Source organism: Aquimarina mycalae (assembly GCF_029906345.1).
GTDB lineage: Bacteria > Bacteroidota > Bacteroidia > Flavobacteriales > Flavobacteriaceae > Aquimarina.
On the sequence record NZ_JARYGY010000007.1, the window covers coordinates 313,400 to 332,094 of the forward strand.

The 18,695-nt window shown below is 32.4% G+C and carries 20 protein-coding genes; 5 read left to right on the forward strand and 15 right to left on the reverse strand.

Annotated features, from left to right (window positions below; translation table 11 throughout):
• Window positions 1–43: 43 nt before the first annotated feature.
• From QBK95_RS17820 to QBK95_RS17830, 3 genes are all read left to right on the forward strand, one after another.
• Window positions 44–1,852, forward strand: a complete 1,809-nt coding sequence (locus QBK95_RS17820; protein ID WP_280935908.1) for a GNAT family N-acyltransferase — start codon at window positions 44–46, stop codon at window positions 1,850–1,852.
• Window positions 1,842–2,867 carry a carboxypeptidase-like regulatory domain-containing protein gene (locus tag QBK95_RS17825; protein ID WP_280935909.1) on the forward strand — a complete coding sequence of 342 codons (1,026 nt, stop codon included), beginning with the start codon at window positions 1,842–1,844 and terminating at the stop codon, window positions 2,865–2,867. The genes QBK95_RS17820 and QBK95_RS17825 overlap by 11 nt, the downstream gene beginning before the upstream one ends.
• Window positions 2,868–3,091: 224 nt before the next feature.
• A complete protein-coding gene (locus tag QBK95_RS17830; protein WP_280935910.1) occupies window positions 3,092–4,300 on the forward strand; it encodes a mechanosensitive ion channel family protein in 1,209 nt (402 codons plus the stop codon).
• A 17-nt stretch (window positions 4,301–4,317) separates the two neighbouring features.
• Here the strand turns inward: QBK95_RS17830 and QBK95_RS17835 are convergent, their stop codons facing one another.
• From QBK95_RS17835 to QBK95_RS17905, 15 genes are all read right to left on the reverse strand, one after another.
• Window positions 4,318–4,740 carry an arsenate reductase ArsC gene (locus QBK95_RS17835; protein WP_280935911.1) on the reverse strand — a complete coding sequence of 141 codons (423 nt, stop codon included), beginning with the start codon at window positions 4,738–4,740 and terminating at the stop codon, window positions 4,318–4,320.
• Window positions 4,741–4,759: 19 nt separating this feature from the next.
• The gene (locus tag QBK95_RS17840; RefSeq protein WP_280935912.1) at window positions 4,760–5,257 is read right to left on the reverse strand and encodes a GNAT family N-acetyltransferase; all 498 of its coding nucleotides are present in this window, start codon (window positions 5,255–5,257) and stop codon (window positions 4,760–4,762) included.
• Window positions 5,258–5,743 carry a DUF6428 family protein gene (locus tag QBK95_RS17845; protein WP_280935913.1) on the reverse strand — a complete coding sequence of 162 codons (486 nt, stop codon included), beginning with the start codon at window positions 5,741–5,743 and terminating at the stop codon, window positions 5,258–5,260.
• Between the two features lie 33 nt (window positions 5,744–5,776).
• Window positions 5,777–6,100: an ArsR/SmtB family transcription factor gene (locus tag QBK95_RS17850; RefSeq protein WP_280935914.1), complete on the reverse strand. Its 324-nt coding sequence runs from the start codon at window positions 6,098–6,100 to the stop codon at window positions 5,777–5,779.
• Between the two features lie 81 nt (window positions 6,101–6,181).
• On the reverse strand, window positions 6,182–6,625 hold the full coding sequence (locus QBK95_RS17855; RefSeq protein WP_280935915.1) for an NINE protein: 444 nt from the start codon (window positions 6,623–6,625) through the stop codon (window positions 6,182–6,184).
• A gap of 115 nt (window positions 6,626–6,740) precedes the next feature.
• Window positions 6,741–6,887, reverse strand: coding sequence for a hypothetical protein (locus QBK95_RS17860; RefSeq protein WP_280935916.1), 147 nt, complete (start codon window positions 6,885–6,887; stop codon window positions 6,741–6,743).
• Window positions 6,888–7,060: 173 nt separating this feature from the next.
• Window positions 7,061–7,444, reverse strand: coding sequence for a VOC family protein (locus QBK95_RS17865; RefSeq protein ID WP_280935917.1), 384 nt, complete (start codon window positions 7,442–7,444; stop codon window positions 7,061–7,063).
• Between the two features lie 15 nt (window positions 7,445–7,459).
• Window positions 7,460–7,915, reverse strand: coding sequence for a DUF1801 domain-containing protein (locus QBK95_RS17870; RefSeq protein ID WP_280935918.1), 456 nt, complete (start codon window positions 7,913–7,915; stop codon window positions 7,460–7,462).
• Window positions 7,916–7,943: 28 nt separating this feature from the next.
• The gene (locus QBK95_RS17875; protein WP_280935919.1) at window positions 7,944–8,465 is read right to left on the reverse strand and encodes a DUF4199 domain-containing protein; all 522 of its coding nucleotides are present in this window, start codon (window positions 8,463–8,465) and stop codon (window positions 7,944–7,946) included.
• Window positions 8,466–8,566: 101 nt separating this feature from the next.
• Entirely contained in the window at window positions 8,567–8,983 is a 417-nt protein-coding gene (locus QBK95_RS17880) for a response regulator transcription factor (RefSeq protein ID WP_280935920.1), read from the reverse strand.
• 56 nt (window positions 8,984–9,039) lie between these two features.
• Window positions 9,040–9,660 carry an HD domain-containing protein gene (locus QBK95_RS17885; RefSeq protein ID WP_280935921.1) on the reverse strand — a complete coding sequence of 207 codons (621 nt, stop codon included), beginning with the start codon at window positions 9,658–9,660 and terminating at the stop codon, window positions 9,040–9,042.
• Window positions 9,654–10,595 (reverse strand): 2-hydroxyacid dehydrogenase, encoded by a 942-nt coding sequence (locus tag QBK95_RS17890; RefSeq protein WP_280935922.1) that lies wholly within the window; start codon window positions 10,593–10,595, stop codon window positions 9,654–9,656. The genes QBK95_RS17885 and QBK95_RS17890 overlap by 7 nt, the downstream gene beginning before the upstream one ends.
• 64 nt (window positions 10,596–10,659) lie before the next feature.
• Window positions 10,660–11,277 (reverse strand): glycoside hydrolase family 19 protein, encoded by a 618-nt coding sequence (locus QBK95_RS17895; RefSeq protein WP_280935923.1) that lies wholly within the window; start codon window positions 11,275–11,277, stop codon window positions 10,660–10,662.
• Window positions 11,274–12,056, reverse strand: coding sequence for a hypothetical protein (locus tag QBK95_RS17900; RefSeq protein ID WP_280935924.1), 783 nt, complete (start codon window positions 12,054–12,056; stop codon window positions 11,274–11,276). Before QBK95_RS17900 ends, QBK95_RS17895 begins: the two co-directional genes overlap by 4 nt.
• Window positions 12,057–12,183: 127 nt before the next feature.
• A complete protein-coding gene (locus QBK95_RS17905; RefSeq protein ID WP_280935925.1) occupies window positions 12,184–15,309 on the reverse strand; it encodes a CRTAC1 family protein in 3,126 nt (1,041 codons plus the stop codon).
• A 207-nt stretch (window positions 15,310–15,516) separates the two neighbouring features.
• On the opposite strand from QBK95_RS17905, the gene QBK95_RS17910 reads away from it, so the two are divergent.
• Window positions 15,517–16,896, forward strand: coding sequence for a phage tail-like protein (locus QBK95_RS17910; RefSeq protein WP_280935926.1), 1,380 nt, complete (start codon window positions 15,517–15,519; stop codon window positions 16,894–16,896).
• A gap of 113 nt (window positions 16,897–17,009) precedes the next feature.
• Entirely contained in the window at window positions 17,010–18,683 is a 1,674-nt protein-coding gene (locus tag QBK95_RS17915) for a tetratricopeptide repeat protein (RefSeq protein ID WP_280935927.1), read from the forward strand.
• Window positions 18,684–18,695 lie beyond the last annotated feature (12 nt).

An 18,695-nucleotide genomic window follows, 5' to 3' on the forward strand; every position in this document is an offset into this window, starting at 1 on the left:
TCAATGATTTTGCTATATTTGTAGTTAGCACAAAATGTATTTAATGGCGGTAGTCACCTCTAAAGAAGTAGCCAAAGGGCTTAAATTGGATAAACTAGGTTTTATTGGCACTTTTATTGGCTGGATGATTCTAAAAATCACTCGGTTATCAAAAATTAATCGCCAATATGATAGTATTAGCCATCTAAATGGACCTGATTTCGTACAGAAGGTTTTGGATATGTACGGCGTTACTTTCGAGATTCCACCAGAAGATTTAAAAAGATTACCTAAAGAAGGAGCTTTTATTACACTTTCTAATCATCCTTTAGGAGGATTAGATGGCGTACTACTTCTTAAATTAATGTTGGGGCATCGATTAGATTATAAAATTATTGCGAATTTTCTATTACATAATTTTACTCCTTTAAAGGAATATATTATGCCAGTGAATCCTTTTGAAAATAGAAAAGAGGCAAAATCTAGTCTTAAAGGAATTAAAGAAGCTATTTTACATCTTAAAGAAGGAAAACCATTAGGGATTTTTCCAGCTGGTGAAGTATCTACTATTAAAGAAGGAAAACTTCATGTAGATAAACCATGGGAACTAGGAGCAATGCGATTAGTAAAAAAAGCAAAAGTTCCTGTTATTCCGATATATTTTCATGCTAGAAATAGTAGACTTTTTTATAAGCTAGCATCCATAAATGATACATTGAGGACTGCTAAATTGCCAAGCGAGTTATTTTCTCAAGAGAATCGAGTAATAAAAGTTAGAATAGGTAATCCAGTTTCTGTAAAGGATCAGGAAGAGTATAGTGATATAAGTGAATTCACGAACTTTTTACGAATGAAAACCTATATGCTGGCTAATCCTTATGAGAAAAAGACTTTGATGGAGTCTATACCTCAAAACCTAAGGTTGCCAAAATCACCAAAGGAGATTGCTTCTGGAGGTAGTATTAATTCTATAGAATCAGAATTAGAGTATTGTCGCGAAAATGACAAGCGTTTATTGGCAAGTAAAAATTATGAGGTTTTTCTTGCTAAGAAGGAATGTATTCCAAATGTTGTGCACGAAATTGGAAGGTTGCGCGAAATAACTTTTAGGGAAATCGGTGAAGGAACGAATCAATCTATAGATTTAGATCCTTTTGATGATTATTATCACCATATGTTTTTATGGGATATTGGTGCAAAGAAAATTGCGGGCGCTTATAGAATGGGAATGGGTAACGAAATCTATTCTAATTTTGGGATTAATGGGTTTTACTTACAAGATCTATTTAGATTTGAACCAGAACTACATAAAATGATGAGCGAATCCATAGAAATGGGTAGAGCTTTCATCATTAAAGAATATCAACAAAGACCAATGCCATTATTCTTACTTTGGAAAGGTATTGTACATTGCACACTTCGTTTTCCTGATCATAAGTATTTAATAGGTGGAGTGAGTATTAGTAATAAATTTAGTAATTTTTCTAAATCTTTGATGATCGAGTTTATGAAATCTCATTACTATGATCCTTATGTGGCACAATATGTACGTCCTAAAAAAGAATTTAAAGTAAAGCTGAAAGATGCTGATAAAGACTTTGTGTTTGATGAGAGCAGGAGCGATCTTAATAAATTCGATAAGATTATTGATGAAATCGAACCAGGAAGTCTACGTATTCCAGTCTTAATAAAGAAATATATTAAACAAAACGCAAAGGTAGTTGCATTTAATGTAGATCCGTTGTTTAATAATGCAGTAGATGGTCTGATGTATATTCGTATAGCTGACCTTCCTGATAGCACTGTGAAACCTGTTATGGAAGAATTTCAGGCAGAACTAGAACAAAAATACTTTAAGAACGGTGATAATTAATTCTGATATATACCATAGATCAGTTTCTTTTTTTATAATACTTCTATTTTCTCTATGCACATACGCCCAGCAAAAACTTAGTGGTGTTATTTATGATGATAGTACAAAAGAACCGTTAGAAGCAGTTGTAATCTATTTTGACGGAACAACTCAAGGTACGATCACGGATGCAGTAGGGAAGTTTTTCCTAGAAATAAATTCAAATTATAAAGGAAAGGTAATAATTACATACTTGGGTTATAAGACCGTCATTTTAGATCTTTCTACAATGACAGATTATAATAATGTTTTAGTGTATTTAACCGAGGAAATAGAATCCTTAGATCCTATATACCTGAAGACTGATGATTGGAGTAGAGAGAAAAAACTTAGATATTTTAAAAAGTATTTTATTGGAGAACTATGGCTTCAGGAGCAATGTGAAATTATTAATGAGAAAGATATCCGTTTATATTACAGTGCCGCTGAAGAAACGTTATATGCGAGTTCATCGATTCCATTAACTATAAGGAATAATTATTTAGGATATACGGTAACATATTATCTTACAGATTTTGAATTAAAATTTTCGTTAGGAAGTAGTGGATTGAGATTGGTGAATTCAATTTATCTTTCGGGCACAAGTTTTTTTAAAGAGTCACGAAAAAAAATAAAAAAGAAATATATATCAAGAAGAAAGGAATCTTTTGAAGGATCTATGTTGCATTTTATGAGATCTTTAGCACTAAAAGAATTAAAAGAAAATAAGTTTAGAGTTTTTTATAAGGGATTTGCAGGAGATCCTTATAAGTATTTTTCTGTAAAATTAATAGATAATTTTGCTAAGGTAAGCTTAGGAGTTGATCGAGTAAGTATATTGTATAATGAAAAACACCAAACGGATATGTGGATGTCTACGGATTATTTTTTAATAGATGGTTTTGGTAATTATACTCCAACCGATCAACTATTTTTTAGTGGATATATGGCCAATCAAAGAGTTGGAATGATGTTACCTCTAGACTATAATTTATAGTATTGCTCTGATTTGTTATGATCTGTAAAACGGGACAATCTTATAGTTAATTGTTCAAGAATTATAAGGATACACTAAGTAACTGTTTTTTAAAATACTTATAGATGAGTGTAATTGGTAGTTTTTATATGTAGTTAATCGTAATATTCCCTTATTTTTCCCTTTTATTTTTTTCGGTTACTGATATATTTTCCTAATTTGAAGATCAAAAGACCTTTACTGGGATGATACAATATATTTATTTTGCGGTTGCGCTATTGGGCGTTATATTATTTCTCTTTATTAATAAAAGACTTTTTAAGTGGCTACAAAGCAAAATAAGTAAATTAGAAAATAACATCTTTTTTGGGAGAACAAAGTTTTCTCAGTTCTTTAGATTTATTACACCTAGAAGAGAACGACATATTTTGTCATTTATACTTAGGTTATTAAAAATTACAGTCATATTCATTTTTTTTGTGTTTTACCTACCTTTCTTGTTTAGTCTGGTTCCTCAAACAAAAGAATATGCGGATGTTGTTTTAGGGTATATAAAGAAACCTTTACTTTTTTTATATGAAGGTTTAATAGGTTTCATTCCTAATTTATTCTTCATTGTAGTAATCTTTTTTGTAACCAAATACCTTCTTAGATTTTTAAAATATATTACTGCCGAACTTGAAAAAGAAGCGGTGAGGTTAGATGGTTTTCATGCAGATTGGGCAAGACCTACTTTTAATTTATTGCGTGTATTTATCATTGCGTTTGCTCTTATTATTGTGTTTCCTTATATACCAGGTTCAGATTCTCCTGCTTTTAAAGGGCTTTCTATTTTCTTTGGAGTTTTATTCTCTTTAGGATCTACTTCGGCAATTTCCAATATTGTGGCAGGTGTAGTTATTACTTATATGAGACCATTTAAAGTAGGTGATAGGGTAGAAATAGGAAATACTATTGGTGATGTAACCGAAAGAAGTTTATTGGTAACAAGAATTCGAACGATTAAAAATTTGGATGTTACGATTCCTAACTCTTCAATTCTTGGGAATCATATTATTAATTTTACTAAAAATGCTTCAGGAGATGTGGGTGTTATTTTACATACTTCTGTAACTATTGGATACGATGTGTCTAGTAATGAGGTTATCGATGCTTTAAAAAAAGGGGCAAAGAAAACAGATATGGTAATGTCTGAACCAGTGCCCTTTGTTTTAATTAAAAGTTTGGATGATTTTTATGTTAATTATGAATTGAACGTGTATACTAAAAATCCAGAAAAATCCGCTGGGATTTATTCGATACTTCATGAAAATATCAAAAACGAATTGCACGAAGCAGGAATAGAAATTTTATCCCCTCATTACCATGCAGTACGAGATGGAAATGATTTAGCTGTACCGCCATCAAATATCCCCGAAAATTATACTAAACCAGGATTTAACATTCAAAAATAAGATCTTTATTAAAAAGTTTATGTGATCTGCAAAACGCTTTTATTTACAAAATCATTACAATATTCTTTGATCTGATTTCGTGTTTTAGTAAAAGCAGTGTGAATTTCTTCTTCTGTTCCATTTACTTTAGAAGGGTCAAAAAAGTTGTAATGTAATCTTGCTGCCTTACCAGGGAAAAAAGGGCATCTTTCTTTTGCATTGTCGCAAACCGTAAGGATATAATCAAATTTTATATCTATATATTCTTCGAGATTATTAGATGTATGATTAGAAATATCAATTCCATCTTCTTTCATAATGGCAATTGCTCTTGGGTTTACGCCATGAGTTTCTACTCCAGCACTATAGATTGTTGCATTGTCTTTTACAAAATGTTTAAGATATCCTTCTGCCATTTGACTTCTACAGGAATTCCCTGTGCATAATACTAGTATATTCATTACAGTGGTGTTTTTGTGGTTATATTATTTTTTTACTTCTTCGTTCTAATACGGTATTATCATACCAAGTTTGGTTTAACTTACCTACCTTTTCTCTATATCCAATGATTCTAAACCCTAATGAGGTGTGTAATCGAATACTGGCAATATTATTACTAAAAATTCCAGCTTGTAATGTCCAGAACCCTTCTTTTTCACTTACTTCAATAAGTTCTTCCAAAAGTAGTTTTCCTATTCCTAAGTTTCTATATTTTGATGTTATATAAATGCTAACTTCTGCAACACCTCTATACACATCTCTGGTTGAAACTGGCCCTAACGCTGCCCAACCTACAATTTCAGCATTTAAAACTGCTTTAAGCCTGCAAGGTTTGGTGTGTATATTATCCCAAGCGCGCCAAGTGGGTATGGATGTTTCAAAAGTAGCCATACCCGTTTCAATTCCCTCTTTATAGATCCTAGCAATGTCAGGCCAATCGGATTGATTAAAAGGTTGTATGTTGATCTCAGTGTTCATTTAGCAACAGCCACTACCTGGCGCGCAAGATGAAGCTTCTACTGCCGATGTTTCTGGTACACCACAGGTTTCTTTGGCTTTGCAATCTGTAGGTTGAACAGTAAGTTTCAAGATCAATTGTCCTTCTTTAATCTCAAAATTTGAAATATGCAAATGTGCTGTATGAAACATAGTATTGCCATACTCGATCTTTACTGGAGCATCCATCGAGTATTCTTTCATCTGTCCTACTTTTTTAAGAATACCTAATGCCTTATACGTGCTTAGGTAATCGCGTTTTCCCAGTTCACTTGGACTCTCCCATAATTGAATGATGGTTTCCTTCCAAGAATCTGTTCCTGCTCCGCAATCAACAGCGTCAATTGAAACATGTTTGACTTCTGTAATATGATAATTTGCGCCTACTAACATTCCTGGAGCATACTCGAATAGTAAGGATTTATCTTGATGTTCTCCTAATAGTGATATAAATTCTGATGTATTCATATTTTTTGTGTTTTAGTAAATTCTTTTTAAGGTTTAACAACAATTTTGTTTTGTGGTATTGAAAAATGAATTCAGGTTTTTCTGTAATTCATTCCATTGATCGATATTAATACAGTAACACATACTTTTGCCTTCAATTTCACCAGATAACAACCCTATGCTTTTTAATTCTTTTAGGTGTTGCGATATAGTGGCTTGTGCTAATCCAATTTCTTCAACTAAATCATTACAGATACAAGCATCTTGTTTGCTAATGTATTGCAGTATTGCAATGCGGGCTGGATGACCTAGTATTTTGAATAATTGTGCTAGTTCATTTTGCCTTTGATCAAATATTTGAGTTTTGGTAATTCCCATATTAATATTTTAATATCGCAATATTACGATATTAAAATGAAATAAAAAAGCCGAATAATGTTTTTTCGGCTTTTGAAATATTTAGAACCAAGGTTTTCTTCCTACTTGATAGGTTTGGTAAAACTCTTCATCAGATTTGGTCAAATAGATGATACCTTCTATCAGACCTATTATTCCTGCTGCACCACAAGTAACTACGGATATGATAATTTGAATAAGTCCTTCTTTATTGTAACCTAGAACAAATTTGTGGATTCCTAAAGAGCCGAATAAAATACCCAAAATCCCAGCTAATACTTTTTTGTTTTCTCCAGTAACTTCATTAAAAGTTTCTTTGGCCTCTGTTGCAAATTCACTGGCTGCTTCTTTAGCGTCATCAGCAAACTCACCAATGGCATCTTTAGCATCTTCTGCAAATTCACCTGCTTTTTCTGTAGCCTTTTTAGCAGCATCTTTAGCACTGTCCAAAGCGTCTTCTGCTCCTTTTTTTAGATCGTCACCCAGATTGTTGTTTTCTTCACTCATAATTATGATTTATGTTCAATTGATTAGTGTGTAGAAAGTTACAAAAAAATATGATTGTACAGCATCATTATAAAGAGGTAACATTATCGCAATAATGTTTTTTTGGTAATGAGTGTCAGATAGCTTTATTTGCTGTAAACAATAGTTTTTTAAGTAACGATACAAGTTGTTTTTGTTCTTTTTCAGAAAGACCATTAATGGCTTTATCGATTATGTCAACTCCTTTTTCTTTGAGCTCTGGAGAGCGATAAATAAGTTCCATTTTTTCTATAGAAATAAGGATAGAAATGGAAGGGTTTCAAACTCTTACGAATTGGATTTTTAAAATCAAAAGATGTTTAGCTTATTGAAGTAGACAGTGATCACTATAATATCTGGGAAAACTATGATTGATATGATTAAGTCTGGCGAAATTGCCCTGTACGATTAGAACTCTTATAAAAAGGCTTTATCGATGGGTTCCCAGAGTTCAATTTTATTTCCTTCGGGATCCACAATCCAGCCAAATTTACCGTATTCATATTCTTCGATTTCACCAACTATTGTGACACCTTCTTTTTTTAGAACTTTGAGTAACTCTACCAAATTCTCTACTCTAAAGTTCATCATAAATTCTTTTTTACTTGGAGCAAAGTAGTTGGTGTCTTCTTTAAATGGACTCCATTGTGTAGAACAATCATTACCTTCTTTATCTTTCCACCAGAAAGTACAACCGTAATCATCTACTGGTAACCCTAAATGTTTGCCATACCATTCTTTCGTTGTTTTTGGATTCTTTGTTTTAAAGAAAAACCCTCCTAATCCTGTTACTCTTTTCATATATAAAATCTTTATTTATTTTTTAATATTCGTCTCGTATATTTCTATCCATTTTTCAGGAGTCATTTTAGAGGCTAACTCACCAATTAATTTTAAAGGGATTTGATCTATTTTTTTAAAACGAATACAGCTTTTACCCATATCTAACTTGGTTTTTACATATTTTGGGTATTCACCCACAAACCAATCCATTAATTCCTTATCCGCATAAATTCCCATATGGTATACTGCAATAAAATTTTTCTGAGACGCAATATTCATAAAAGGAAGTGGTAATTTTGGGTCACAATGGTATCCATTAGGATATGTTTTATGGGGAATAACATACCCTATCAATCCATAGTTCATTTCTTCTGAGAACCCTTTAGGTAGATTGTCCAAAATCACCTTTCTTAGATGTTGCATTACTTCTCTGCGTTCCTCGGGAATTGCCTCGATATATTCATCAGGTGTACTTGCTTTATATTGCATTGTCTATGTTGTTTAAATTAATTTAATTCTATTGATTGATTACAGATTTACGTTGTAGAATAAGTCCTGAAATTAGTGAAATTATAAACCCAATGATTAATACCGTAGCAGACATTAACAAAAAGTTCATCAACGGACTAGAAAACAGTTCTTTTTGAGTTTCTAATTCCGCAAGTTTCACTTTAAATTCTGCTTCGGGAAGAGAGCTACGCATTTGTTCTACCATATGTGCATAATATTCTGTCGTAAAATCTGGATTGATATATTTTATATAAATAACATCTAATAATCCAAATGCTATTGCAGCTAATAAAGAAATTAGCATTCCGATCACTAATGCTTTCCCAAAAGAAACGATGCCGTTATTCTCTTTATCTCGATAATGCTTTATACCAAAGAAGACAAAAATTAATGAAACCACCATACTGGTATAGCCTATAACTTCTTGGGTGAAATATGAGAGGTTTTTGCCAAGAGTTAATGCGAGTATGAATAGTACACATATGGTTATTGCACCATATATTCCGTAACGTAAAACAGTATTTTTCATGTGTAAGTTTATTTATTGATTTAAGTCAAAAGTAGTTTTGAGCATCAAAAAAGTACTCATACTAAAGTATGAATTGTATAGGACTTTTGTACTAAATGCCTTTAAAAAGGGATGATTTGGAGTTCTTTGGCAATCTGTATCGCTTGAGTACGACGTTTTGCGTCTAATTTTACTAATACATTAGAGACGTGGGTTTTGATAGTACTTTCTGAAACAAAAAGTTTATCGGCAATCTCTTTATTAGATAATCCTACAGCTATTTCACATAATACCTGATACTCACGTTTACTAAGTCCTAAGGATTCTATTTTTTTGTGATCTACTTCTTTGGTATTGACCTTATTTTGTTGCAATACTTTTTTATTAATAACTACGCCAATAATAAAAAACACAAGAGCAATTCCCGCAATAATAAATTCTATAGAGGTGTCTCCAGAAATAAGACTGTACTTACTTAATTGAAAAAGAATAAGTAATGCTATAACTAAAGTTCCAAAGATTAGGATGGTTTTCCTCACGATATAAATGTAATAAAACTGAATTATATTGCCTTATAAATCAATTACGAAATGATCTATTTAGAAAGTAAATTGATTTCTTGCAGGAGATTACTTTTAGCTTGTTTTTCGTATTTATTGTAGAAATATGTGGTTTTAAAAATTCGAGGCATATCTATAAAATGTTGTAATACTTGTAGTCGACCTTTGTGGTAGATAAAATCTGGATAATATTTGTACTCTTTTCTTACATTCTTATAATAATCTTTATAATCTGGCCAATTGCTTCCCAGAATAGATAGATCGGCATCTGTAAAATAATTAATATCATTATTTTCTGAGATTTGGTGTCCTTTGGTAGCCATAATCATTTCTTTACACAGCCCTATTCTTTGCTTACTTACGGATAGAATGTCGAGAACAGTTACAGCCTTTTGTGCGCTTCGTTCTTCGTTATCTTTTTTTAAAATATTGTAGTAATAATCATGATAGAATAGGGCAAACAAAGTTATATCCCAATCCTTTATATCTGATTCGATGGATAACAGGTTTTGATATAAGTTTTCTAGATGTGTTATGTTGTGATAATATCTATTTTTCTTATGATGATTGTTATAAACTCCATTCCAGAGTGAAGTAATGTATTCTGGGTCTTCAGAATATTTAGAAAGAAGTGGTATAAAAATATCTCTTAGCAAAATTCGGCTTTGATTTTATCCACAATGGTTTGCGCTAATTTTTCTTTAGATTCTACTGTCCAACCAGCGATGTGTGGACTTACTATTACATTATCTAATTGTAACAATTCTTTTAGAGGTTCTGGCATTTCTTTTTTAGAGCTAAATAGATTTTCAAAAGATAATTTTTCATATTCTAATACATCCAGTCCTGCACCCAAGATTTTACCTGATTTTAGTGCTTTTACCAAATCTTTTGTGATCACACTTTTGCCTCTTGCAGTATTTATAAACCAAAAAGGTTTTTTGAACTTATTGATAAATTCGGTACGGATCATTTTATCGGTTAACGGAGTCCAAGGTGTATGTAAACTTAATACATCAGTTTTTTCAAAAAGTTCCTCTAGCATTACCTGAGTGGCATCGCTATTTTCTACATCTGCTTTGATATCATAGCATAACACTTCAACATCAAAACCTCTAAGTTTACGAGCAAAAGCTTTACCCATATTTCCATAACCTATAATTCCAACAGTTTTTAAATCAAGTTCGACACCTCGATTTTCTTCGCGTTTCCATTGACCATTTCTTACTTCATTGTCTGCAGTATTAAGTTTGTTAAATAATGATAGTATCATACCTAACGCGTGTTCTCCCACCGCATTACGATTTCCTTCGGGTGCAGAGAAGAGTTTAATTCCTTTTTTTTCGGCATAATCAGTATCAATACTTTCTAGTCCTGCACCGACGCGACCTATAAATTTTAAGTTTGTAGCTAGATCTAAAAAGGTTTTATCTATCTTAAAACGACTTCTTATAATAACACCGTGATATTGGTTGATTTTAGCTTCAATTTCGGATTTTGTAGCAGTATAATCTTCTTCATTTTCAAATCCTAAATCACTTAGCTGATTGATCAATAAGGGATGATTTGCATCTATGTGAAGTATTTTCATGAGTAACAATATAAGTACTCAAAAGTAACTAATAATAGCTGAAATGCTTGTCCTCAAAGTAAAATTATATTTTATATAACTTTTTATACTCTTCCAAAAAATGTTGTCTATTTTGTAATCCATTATACCCTCCATTAATAAGTTTAGTGACCATATGGATATCATCAGCATCTGCATATTTATTGATATTCCTTTTTTGCCAATACCAGCAAGCTGAAGTTAATGCCCATTCTGGAGTTGCAACCTGATCAGGGCTGGATATAAAATCTTGATTAGTAGCCTTAGAAAGTGCTGTGTAATTAGATTTCCCTGTTAATTGTATTAATCCTCTTCCTCTATATTTCCATCCATCTCCACTAGTTTCGGGCCCGTTATCCATTCTATTAGCATACACTCGGTTAGCAATTTTTTCTGGCTGTCTGGCATAGGAATCTGCTGCTTCCAGTGTTGAAAAATATTTTCTAAAAACCCCATAAAGTGCTTTTGCAGAATAGTTTAGATTTTCTTTTACATATTTAAACCCACCACTTTCGTGGGTTACTTGTGCTAGAAAATGTGCTTTTCGTAAAGGAGTATTTATATCGTACTTTGGTAATACAGTATCAAATAGAGATACGTATTTGTTTGCATAGTTCCAGTTTACATCTGGAATTAAGGTTTTAAAATTCTCTTCTGTGATCATGTTGCTGAATTTGATGGAATGAAAATGGTTTTGATTCTGTCAATGATTCCTTGTAGAATACTAAAAATAGCATCCGAAGAAAAACCACCAATAAGGGCCATAAGACCTTTGTTGAATAAGTCAATATCTTCGGCATCTTTTTGATAAAAAGAGATAATTTCTGAAGAAATAAGCCCTGCAATAACTCCTAAAATGATCAATGCGACATAGTATATTGTATCTTCTGGAACCAGTGTGCCGTTTTTTACTGCAGCACTTACATTTTTAAGTAAATAGAAAAGAACTCCTAAACCTGATATTGCCGTTAGAAACCCAAGATTTAATAGTAATGAGATTCCCTGATTATCCATAATGCCTTTGTCTAATGAATTGTTGTTTACTTCTGGAGAAAGGCCTGTAATAATAAAGGCGATAAGGAAAAATAATGATAATAGGATTAAATTTCTCACCAAAGGAAGTTTACTAAATAATGTTTTGCCTTTTTCTTCTTCGCGTAGCTTTTTGGTGTATTCAATAGATTTTGGCGTAGCAGGCGCGATATTTTTACATAATAGATTATGTGCATTTATCAGATCATCCACAGAGCTATTTTGAATTAGCGCATTTACCTCAGTATTTATGGTGATACCATTAAAAATAGCGTAAGACAGCATGTTATTTATCTCATCACTAAGCTTAGTAATGATTTCTTTAGAGATTCCCGGAACTATTTCTGGTTTAGGGGAAATTGCTTTCGTTGTTTTAGCTGCAGTTTTACTTGCTGCTGTAGAAGTAGCCATAGTCTTAAGATTTTGAACATAGTTGTTTATGTGCCTTAAAACTATAAAATTAATATCAGTAAAAACATAGTATTTATACCTGTTTTTAAACGATAAATAGAATAATTAAGCAAGTATTTAAGTTATTTTACAATGCAATAAGAATATCGGGATATGCAATCTTATAAGATGTGTTAGCTTGTAAGTTTTTTAGTGTATAAACTTCTCCGTTACTCCATCTAACTTCAATAGAAGCTTTAGTATCATTACCTAATCCAAAATGCTGAATTTTTGGGTGAACGGATAAATAACCTATTGTACTGTGTACTTCACGCCAGATATTCTTATGGCTTTTGCTATTTAATACCATAGAAGAGCCAATCGCATCTTTATTGATTTGAGCTGTAGGGTCGCCAATGAGTTTTATCTTGATCCAATTATTGAGAGTAGATGTTTTATTCTCCAACATATTAACTTTATCGTGATAGTTATTGATAATAATATCCAGATCCCCATCATTATCATAGTCAAAATAAGCTGCGCTTCTAGCGTTACTATGAATATCAACTCCTAGCTCGGTAGCTTTGTTAAGAAGTTCTCCGCCTTCATTAACAAAGAACACATTCTTTTCTCGACTACTTTTGGCATAAGTAATCGTCTTTGATTGTTCTTTTCTTTCAAAATAAAATGGATTTTCACTAGAGTATACACTAAAGTCATTCATACCATTAAGGCAGTATAAATCTTCATCTCCATCATTATCATAGTCGAAGAAGTCAGCATCCCAAGACCAACCCGTTGCAGAATATCCTCGGCCTACATTTGTTGACAATTGATAAGTTTTTAGTGTATTGTTTTCTGTTTTAGATAGAAAAAGATCATTAGCCTCTACAGTCCTGATGTTGGCCATTTTTTTTGGATCAAACTTCATTTCAGTATCTGCATTGGGATTCACATATTTTTCATCCTTTTGCATTACCACAATATTAGAAATATACAAATCTGGATATAGGTCCCGATTTAAATCCGTAATTCCTACATTCATTGTATAAGAAGGTTTGTCAGTTCCTAATTTCTTACTAGCTTCAGTAAAGATGCCTTCTTTGGTATTCAGATAATATTTGTTGACTCCAAAATCATTTCCAACAATGATATCCTGCAATCCATCTTGATTGATATCAGTATGACCCAATGCTTGAGTCCAACCAGAATTAGAATTTATAGCATCAGTAAAAACAACTTCTTCAAATTTGAAATTCCCTAGGTTCTTAAATAATTTATTTGGCATTCCATTTTGATTATCCCTGCTCAATGTTGGTAGAGTACCTTCAATATAGTTCCCAAAATATCCAATAAAAATATCCAATAAACCATCATTATTATAATCAATAGCAGTTGCAGGACCCGCTACCGCATTCTTACCTCCAAGGTTTGCAGTAACACTAACATCTTCGAATTGAGTATCACCCTTGTTTTTATAAAGCTTATGAATGTCGTTTACATAAGTGATAAAAATATCTTGCGTTCCGTCGTTATTAAAATCAGCTATAATTGGTTGTCTTGGTTCTCCATAAGAGTTGAGGTCATTATTCCAATTATTGATATTACTTACATCTGTTATATCGGTAAAGAAATTTCCATTAGGAGAATTTAGAAATAATTTATTCCCGAAACCACCTAATAAAAGTACATCAATTAATCCATCATTATTAATATCTTCACAAGCTACACCAGATCCTCCAAAAGCAGGCGGAATAGATAATTTAATCGATTTTTCCTGCTGAGAAGTCGTGTAACTTCTGATCAGACGGTTTAACCAATCAGAAGATTTATGTTCAAAATGAATTGCTGTTTTGTTATTTACTTGTTCAAAACCTGAAGTATTACCAGAATGCGAGGTGGATACTATAGAAGTGTTTTCAGTAAAAGGAGCATAAGAAGCATAGGAATCAATCAACTTTTGAATTTTTTTAAATCCTTCAGTAATATCATCTATTTCTAATACTTTTTTTTGTTGTTGGTGAGAGTGTTCACCAGCCAAACGCAACACCAGGACACCCATTTGGGCGATCCCTTCTACTGTGAGTTCTGCAGCGTTAGGATCTAAGCTTTTAATATTGTTTTCATTCTCATCTTCTAAGGCATATTTTAATATGTTCCAGTGAAAACCACTATCTCGGTATGAATCTAGGTCATAAGATTCTAGGGTTACTTTTTTATCCGAATTATTTGGGAAAAAGGTAACATCCTCAAAGGTATTAGTATAAGAAGGAAGAAACTCGTTTAAGGCTGATTGTACATTAGCAACTCGAATTAGAGATTTTTCGTTTTTAACGGCATATTCATGCGATTTTATGATTAAAGCCTTTGAAAACTGAATTAAAGACTCTAAATAGTAATTTTTTAATTTGGAGGATTCGATGGAATCAGTGGGCCATTTTTGTCTTGCAAAATACACTTGAATATTTCTTAAAAACACACTGGTATTTACCTGATTGTATTTTTGATAAGAGGCTAATTTTTGCTGGATAATTTCTTTTACAATCAAATTATCATTTGAATTTTGAGAGATAGAAGAATCTAGTTTTGGGTAAGCAAAAGAAGCAGCTTCTTCCTGTTTTTTTGACTGTTTAAGCACTGCAATCCAACTATTTTTTATCAACCCCTTTGATATCTGTTGCTGATTTTGCTTCCTGGCAGAGTTGTCAGCAATTTTTAAAGTGATTAACGTTACAAGGTTGATATAATCATTTATAAGAGGAATAACTTGCTGATCAAAAGGTAGAATATCTGAACTAGAGAAGAATAAAAAATCTTGTTCTACAGATAATAAAGATCGATATACATAAGAAACAGACGAATATTGCTCAAAATCGCGTTTTGCAATTGGAATGTATCCTTTACCAAACTGGTATAAAAAATCTCCTTCTTTGTTTTTCCCAAAAGAAGAAATAGCATCTATGACAGGAGTTAAGTGTTTTGGTTTGATAGTTTTAGAACTTTCTTTAATAGCTTGTTTTGAACCATTTTTCCTGAGATATAGAATTAATGCTTTCTGAATTTCAATTTTGAAATTTCTAGCATCTTCACTTAAAGGTGTACCATACATAAAATCTTCTAAACGATTTGCCGTGGCATAACATTTAGGGTCTTTATCTTTTTCGAGTTCCTCAATTTGTTTGATAATATAAGCAATGCCTGAGTTTTCCTGAGAAGACAGAAATGATGGTAAAAAAAGTGGTATCAAAAAAATAAAAAAACGAAACTTAATCATGTTCTTTAAAGAAGGTTTAAACTAAATACAAAGATACTACAAAAGAAAGATGGGATTGAGCAGGATTTTGTAATAGATTAGAAAAGTATATCTCTGTTTATATAATTGTAACTAAGTAAGTTGTTGAAAAAAATACTATTTAAAAGAATGTGAATACCATAATTAATGTCTATTTTTGGCACCATTAATAAACCATTTACCCAAAGTATGAAAAAACAATTACTCTCGATTGCGATTTTTACGACTACAATTTCTACACTTTTAGCACAAAATGATCAGGATGTTCAGACGAAGGATCAGGTATTTGCGGATGACTTGATTGTACAAGGTTCTATGCAAGTTGGTACTGATGCTACAAATGGATATAACTTTGGTTTTGATACTTTTGTGATGGCGGAGAATAATCTAAGAATGTATTTTGACGATACTTCTAATTCTGCATCCTTTGCACAAAATGATTGGAGATTTACCTTTAATGAAACTACCAATGGAGGAGCTAATTATTTTTCTGTTGATGATGCAACAGCTAATACGGTTCCATTTAGAATAGATGCAGGAGCTGGTAACAATGCGATGCGTATAGAAGCTGGAGGTAATGTAGGTATTGGTACTGCTGATCCAGCAGTTAAGTTTCAGATTACAGATGGTAACAGTCCAGTGTTACGTTTGGAGCAAGATGGTTCAGACGGATTTACTGCGCAATCTTGGGATTTAGCAGGTAATGAAGCTAATTTCTTTATTAGAGATGTCACCAATGGAAGTAAACTTCCGTTTAGAATTCAACCAAATACTCCTGAAAACACACTCTCGTTACGAAGTAATGGAGCGATTGGTGTTGGAACCAATGGACCAAATGGTAATGCTTCAATACATCTTGCATCAACAACAAAAGGACTTCTGATAAATAGAATGACCACTGCACAACGTACTACTTTCGAAGGTAATTTGAGTGCAGGATTAAATGGTATGATGGTATTCGATAGTGAAGAGAATGAATTATACGTTTGGAATGGAACTGCCTGGGTATCCACAATAAGTGCTAGTGTATTATCTGATTTAGAAACTAGAGTAGCAGCATTAGAAACTGTAACTGCAGCGTCAGGAACGGATCAAACACCACAGATATTTAATTATCAGTCAGTAATAAGAGATAATACTGGAAGTATTTTAACAAATCAAAATATAGGTTTTCAGATTAGCATTTTACAAGGCAGCAATGCAGGTGCATCAGTGTATACAGAAACACACTCAATAACTACTTCTGATAATGGAGTGGCAACTTTTATGGTGGGTAATGGAGCTTTAGTTAGCGGCGATTTTACAACTATTGATTGGGGATCTAACACGCATTTTGTTCAGATAGAAGCTGATATAACAGGAGGAACAACCTACCAATTAGTAGGAACTTCTCAATTAATTAGTGTTCCTTATGCGATTCATGCTAGATCTGCGGATTACCTTTCGGGAACCAGTGCAAAGTCGTTACTAAAATCTTCTGATGATAAGACTAAAAGAATCCAATCTCTGGAAGCAGAGGTAAAAGAATTAAAAATAATGGTTCAACAGTTAATGTCTGGAAAGCAATAGCTGAATTAAAATAAACAAATAGAAAAAGCTCAGATATTCATTATGAATATTTGAGCTTTTTTGATTTGGAAGCTCAAGAGAAAATAGAAAGTTTATTAGTAAGTTTGTGTATCATGAACCATCTCCTCACAGCCTTTATTGTCTTTATTTCTGTATATAGTTTTGGTCAGGAAGCTGATACTACATTAGTTCGGTTACAAAAAGAAGTGTCTCTTGCAAAAAATGATTCTTTAAAAATAAATGCGATTTTATCTTTGGCAGAAGTCCAATACGATAAAGATTTTAGAATGGCTAAGCAATTAGTTGATGAAGCATTAGTAATGATTAGGTCTGATGCAGGTTATCTCAATCAACAACAGTTAGCAAAAGCGTATGTTGTAAAAGGAGTTATAAATAGGCGAGAAGGAAACTATCCAAAAGCACTGGAGTTTTATTTAAAAGCAAAAGAAATCTACGAAGCAGAAAAGGATATCTGGCATGTATCTGATGTATATCATAATATGGCTATGATGTATCGATATCAAAAAGCACACGATAAAGCCATTACATTATATAAAAAATCCATAGAAATTAAAGAGCCTCTTAAGGATACTCACGGTATTGCTGCAGGTTATAATATGATGGGAGTTTCGTACAGGCAGTTAAAAAAAAATGATTCTGCCATGGTGTATTATGCTAAGGCAAAAGAACTGTTTATATTCATCAGTAGTACAGATGATGTGCAGCGAGTGAATAATAATTTGGGGGTTTTATATAGAGAACAAGGAAATATTAAAGAAGCGCTTAGGTTAGGGTTTGAAAATATTGATTACGCCAAAAAATTTGAAAAAGCATATTCTTTGAGTACGGCTTATTACAATGTTTCTAATACTTACAAAAAGATCAAAGACTACGATAAATCTCTTAGATATGCTGATTCCTCATTACACATAGCAATTAGAGAAAAATTTAGACCACTTATAGCAAAAGCATATCGTAGAAAAAGCTATCTATATGCTCAGATAGGAGATTACAAAAAAGCGTATAATGACTATCGTACCTTCAATAGGCATTCGGATTCTATTTTTAATATCGAAAATATAAAGAAGATCCAAGCGCTAGAATTGAATCATAAATTTAACCAGGAAAAACTAGCGGATAGCCTGGAATTTGCACAAGAAAAAAAAGAGGTAGCATTGTTCGCAGAAACTGAGTCTTCTAAAAAATGGCTTTATTTTATATTATTCATTGTTTCTTTGATCGGAGGTTTAGTAATAGGTTTATTGATTCAGCGTAATTATAAGAGTAAGGCACGAGTCATAGAGCAGACCCTAGAAAAAGAAAAAGCACAAAAAGCATTATTAGATCAACAAATTGCTGCCAAAGAAGGAGAAATAAAACGGTTAGTAGCTGATAACACGATGCGATTAAATTTTAAGGAAGAATTGTTGGATCAACTAAAAAAGCAACTGTTAGAAAAAAAACCTGAAGAGTTGAAAGCCTCTCTTTCATCATTAACAAAAGAATTAAAATCACAGATCAATACAGAAGGGAAGCTTTCAAACCTTCAGTATAAAATAGAGGAGATCAATCAAGGGTTTGATGCTAAACTTTTGAAAACATATCCCCAATTGACTAAAACAGAACGAGAAATTTGTGCCTTGTTACGATTAAATTTATCCATCAAGGAAATTATGACGATACGAAATGCTTCGCAGGATGCAATTAAATCCGTAAGATATCGAATCCGAAAAAAACTGGGATTATCATCTGGGGAAGAACTGGAAAGTTTTATTCAAAACCTTTAAAAAGTAATTTTG

Excerpts from the sequence above, each read along its gene's own strand:
- QBK95_RS17845 (WP_280935913.1), bottom strand. The coding sequence starts at position 5,743 with ATGAATACATCAGAATTTATATCACTATTAGGAGAACATCAAGATAAA.
- QBK95_RS17820 (WP_280935908.1), top strand. The coding sequence starts at position 44 with ATGGCGGTAGTCACCTCTAAAGAAGTAGCCAAAGGGCTTAAATTGGAT.
- QBK95_RS17895 (WP_280935923.1), bottom strand. The coding sequence starts at position 11,277 with ATGATCACAGAAGAGAATTTTAAAACCTTAATTCCAGATGTAAACTGG.
- QBK95_RS17830 (WP_280935910.1), top strand. The coding sequence starts at position 3,092 with ATGATACAATATATTTATTTTGCGGTTGCGCTATTGGGCGTTATATTA.
- QBK95_RS17860 (WP_280935916.1), bottom strand. The coding sequence starts at position 6,887 with ATGGAACTTATTTATCGCTCTCCAGAGCTCAAAGAAAAAGGAGTTGAC.
- QBK95_RS17910 (WP_280935926.1), top strand. The coding sequence starts at position 15,517 with ATGAAAAAACAATTACTCTCGATTGCGATTTTTACGACTACAATTTCT.
- QBK95_RS17890 (WP_280935922.1), bottom strand. The coding sequence starts at position 10,595 with ATGAAAATACTTCACATAGATGCAAATCATCCCTTATTGATCAATCAG.
- QBK95_RS17915 (WP_280935927.1), top strand. The coding sequence starts at position 17,010 with ATGAACCATCTCCTCACAGCCTTTATTGTCTTTATTTCTGTATATAGT.
- QBK95_RS17905 (WP_280935925.1), bottom strand. The coding sequence starts at position 15,309 with ATGATTAAGTTTCGTTTTTTTATTTTTTTGATACCACTTTTTTTACCA.
- QBK95_RS17865 (WP_280935917.1), bottom strand. The coding sequence starts at position 7,444 with ATGAAAAGAGTAACAGGATTAGGAGGGTTTTTCTTTAAAACAAAGAAT.
- QBK95_RS17900 (WP_280935924.1), bottom strand. The coding sequence starts at position 12,056 with ATGGCTACTTCTACAGCAGCAAGTAAAACTGCAGCTAAAACAACGAAA.
- QBK95_RS17870 (WP_280935918.1), bottom strand. The coding sequence starts at position 7,915 with ATGCAATATAAAGCAAGTACACCTGATGAATATATCGAGGCAATTCCC.
- QBK95_RS17840 (WP_280935912.1), bottom strand. The coding sequence starts at position 5,257 with ATGAACACTGAGATCAACATACAACCTTTTAATCAATCCGATTGGCCT.
- QBK95_RS17855 (WP_280935915.1), bottom strand. The coding sequence starts at position 6,625 with ATGAGTGAAGAAAACAACAATCTGGGTGACGATCTAAAAAAAGGAGCA.
- QBK95_RS17875 (WP_280935919.1), bottom strand. The coding sequence starts at position 8,465 with ATGAAAAATACTGTTTTACGTTACGGAATATATGGTGCAATAACCATA.
- QBK95_RS17835 (WP_280935911.1), bottom strand. The coding sequence starts at position 4,740 with ATGAATATACTAGTATTATGCACAGGGAATTCCTGTAGAAGTCAAATG.
- QBK95_RS17850 (WP_280935914.1), bottom strand. The coding sequence starts at position 6,100 with ATGGGAATTACCAAAACTCAAATATTTGATCAAAGGCAAAATGAACTA.